At 69.8% G+C, this 2,829-nt stretch carries 4 protein-coding genes; 2 read left to right on the forward strand and 2 right to left on the reverse strand.

What is annotated here, in order from left to right; genetic code table 11:
- Positions 1-204 precede the first annotated feature (204 nt).
- Entirely contained in the window at positions 205-1,737 is a 1,533-nt protein-coding gene (gene zwf, locus FV223_RS24415) for a glucose-6-phosphate dehydrogenase (protein WP_147729397.1), read from the forward strand.
- A 106-nt stretch (positions 1,738-1,843) separates the two neighbouring features.
- Here zwf and FV223_RS24420 read toward each other — a convergent pair whose 3' ends face one another.
- Complete coding sequence (locus tag FV223_RS24420) at positions 1,844-2,035, reverse strand: hypothetical protein (RefSeq protein WP_147729394.1); 192 nt, start codon at positions 2,033-2,035, stop codon at positions 1,844-1,846.
- 152 nt (positions 2,036-2,187) lie between these two features.
- On the opposite strand from FV223_RS24420, the gene FV223_RS24425 reads away from it, so the two are divergent.
- On the forward strand, positions 2,188-2,442 hold the full coding sequence (locus FV223_RS24425; RefSeq protein ID WP_147729395.1) for a hypothetical protein: 255 nt from the start codon (positions 2,188-2,190) through the stop codon (positions 2,440-2,442).
- Positions 2,443-2,476: 34 nt separating this feature from the next.
- Here the strand turns inward: FV223_RS24425 and FV223_RS24430 are convergent.
- Positions 2,477-2,829, reverse strand: a 353-nt coding sequence (locus FV223_RS24430; RefSeq protein ID WP_147729396.1) for a TetR-like C-terminal domain-containing protein, incomplete at its 5' end; no start/stop codon positions are given.

The following is a 2,829-nucleotide window of genomic DNA, read 5'->3' on the forward strand; positions in this document are numbered from 1 at the left end:
CCCTGTGCCCGGGCGCGGCGGTGCTCACCGTCGCCCCCGCCGCCTGCCCGCTGCCGGGCGTGGTGCTGCGCCGGAGGGGGTGAGGAGCCGGCCCTTCCCGCCCTCACACGATCGCGTCACGCCGGGAACGGCCGTGGCGGTCGCCGGTTGACGTGCGATCGAATGCCGCGACGCACCATCGCGTCGCAGAACCGGACGACGCCGATGCCCGAATCGAGCCATGACGCGCCCCTCAAGGACGAGGCCGCCTGCGGCACCAAGCCGGCGCCGCCCTGCACGCTGGTGATCTTCGGCGCCGCCGGCGACCTGACCAAGCGCCTGCTGATGCCCTCGCTCTACAACCTCGCCGGCGCCGGCCTGCTCGATCCCGGCTTCGCCATCCTCGGCGTCGACCACAACGACGGCAGCGACGAGGGCCTGCGCACCGAGCTCACCACCTCGATGGAGACCCTGAGCAAGGACCCCGGCTCCGAGTTCCACGCCGACCGGATCGACCCGAAGAGCTGGGGCTTCATCCGCGACCGCATCCACTTCCTCAAGGGGGACTTCGAGGATGCCAAGACCTTCGAGGCCCTGAAGGGCAAGGTCTCGGGCAACGTGGTGTTCTACCTCGCGGTGGCGCCGCGCTTCTTCGGCACCCTGGTCGACGGGCTGGGCCAGGCCGGGCTGCTGAAGCAGGCGGACGACGCCTTCCGCCGGGTGGTGATCGAGAAGCCGTTCGGCTCCGACCTCGCCTCGGCGCAGGCGCTCAACGCGCGGATCCTGAAGCAGGGCGACGAGAGCCAGTTCTACCGGATCGACCACTTCCTGGGGAAGGAGACGGTGCAGTCGATCATGGCTCTGCGCTTCGCCAACGGCATGCTGGAGCCGGTCTGGCGGCGCGAATACGTCGACAGCATCCAGATCACCGCCGGCGAGACCGTCGGCGTCGAGGAGCGCGGCGGGTTCTACGAGCCCACCGGCGCGCTGCGGGACATGGTGCCCAACCACATGTTCCAGCTGCTCTGCATGGTGGCGATGGAGCCGCCGAACTCGTTCAAGGCCGAGGACGTGCGCGGCGAGAAGGCCAAGCTCGCGCAGGCCGTGAAGCCGATCCAGCCCGACCACGCCGTGCGCGGCCAGTACACGGCCGGCACGCTCGAAGGGAAGCCGGTCGTCGGCTACCGGGAAGAGCCGCACGTGGCCGAGGATTCGACCACCGAGACCTACGTCGCCCTGAAGCTCGAGATCGACAACTGGCGCTGGGCCGGGGTGCCGTTCTACGTCCGCACCGGCAAGCGCATGACCGGGCGCCGCACCGAGATCGCGATCCTGTTCAAGCCGGCGCCGTTTCAGCTGTTCTCCGACACGCCGGTGGCCGAGCTCAGCCCCAACGTGATGCGGATCACCATCGACCCCGACCACGGCGCCGGGACCGAGCTGAACGTCAAGGTGCCCGGGCCGCAGATGCAGATCGGCCGGGTGACGATGGGGTTCAAGTACGCCGACTTCTTCCAGAACCAGCCCAACGTCGGCTACGAGACCCTGCTCTACGATTGCATGACCGGCGACGCGACGCTGTTCCAGCGCGCCGACAACATCGAGGCCGGCTGGGCCGCGGTCGAGCCGCTGCTGCAGGCCTGGAAGACCGCCCCGGTGGAGGACTACGCCGCCGGCACCCCCGGCCCGAAGGCCGCCGACGACCTCCTGGCCCGCGACGGCCGCCACTGGCTCGGCCTCGACGGCAAGACCGACTGAGGCAAGACCGACTGAGGCAAGACCGACCGAGCCTCGAGACAGGCCCGTCGGGCCGGACGCATCGCGGGAACGGAGCGGGGACCGGGCCCCGGCCTTTCCCACGCCGTCAATGTTCGTCGCGTCTTGCGCCGTCCTTCTCGGCCTTGACCTCGTCCGCAATCTGCAATCCGGCTTGATAGAGCAGCAGACGGCACGTCATGACCATCTCGGGTGTTCCGACCTCGCGGACGATTTCGTAGAGCCGCAGGCAAGCGTCGACCATGGCCCCGGCGGAGAACCTTTCGTCTGTCGCCATCATGCTGTCTTCAAAGCGATCTTCTCATCTGCCAACTCAGACTTAAGCCGACAACGCCGCCTTACGACCAGAGGTTGCGTATTGCCGTAAAAGCGTTCTGAATGCAGAATACGAGGACGCGTGCGGTCGCATGGCTATTTAAGAGGCGACCGTCGATGTGTGTTGAGCCCGGCCCGGATCGCGGAAAGACCCCCGGTCGCGACGATGTCGGGGAGGGGAACGACAGTCTTCGCCGTCTCGCCGAAGCGCTCGGGGGCACGGTCGCGTCGCGGTTCGGCGAGGCCGCCACGCCGAGCGATCTGGCCGGGTTGCGGGAGCTTCTCGGCCTGTGGAGCGGGCTTGCGAGCGACGCGAGCCGGGCGGACGCGCTGAGGGCGGTCCGCGCCATCGCGAAGGCCGAGGCGCCCTGAGCGTCGGTTCGCAGCGTCGGCGCGGCCGAGCGCGTCACGCGGCGCCCGCCCCGTCCGCGTTCGCCAATCCCGTCGCCATGGCGCGGATCAGCAGATCGAGCTGGTCCCGCACCACCGCGACCGGCAGCACCATCAGGCGCGCGTCGAGGCCGAGCATGACGATGCCGTGCGTCGCCGAGAACAGGCTGCGGGCGAGCAGGACACGCTCGAGGGCCGGGAGGTCCGGGCGCAGCGCCTGCAACGGCGCCTCGATCCGGCGGAACAGGCGGGCCTGCTCGGCGACGTACCCGTCCGGCGGGCGCCGCCCGTCGGCGAGCTGGTGCTGGAACAGGGCGCGCCAGCGCCTGGCGTGGCCTTGCGCGAAGGCGAGATAGGCCTGGCCCAGCC

It is taken from the genome of Methylobacterium sp. WL116, assembly GCF_008039455.1.
Classification (GTDB): Bacteria; Pseudomonadota; Alphaproteobacteria; order Rhizobiales; family Beijerinckiaceae; genus Methylobacterium.

Bases quoted from the DNA above. Each gene is read 5' to 3' on its own strand.
- FV223_RS24425 (WP_147729395.1), top strand. From the start codon at position 2,188: ATGTGTGTTGAGCCCGGCCCGGATCGCGGAAAGACCCCCGGTCGCGAC.
- FV223_RS24420 (WP_147729394.1), bottom strand. From the start codon at position 2,035: ATGATGGCGACAGACGAAAGGTTCTCCGCCGGGGCCATGGTCGACGCT.
- zwf (WP_147729397.1), top strand. From the start codon at position 205: ATGCCCGAATCGAGCCATGACGCGCCCCTCAAGGACGAGGCCGCCTGC.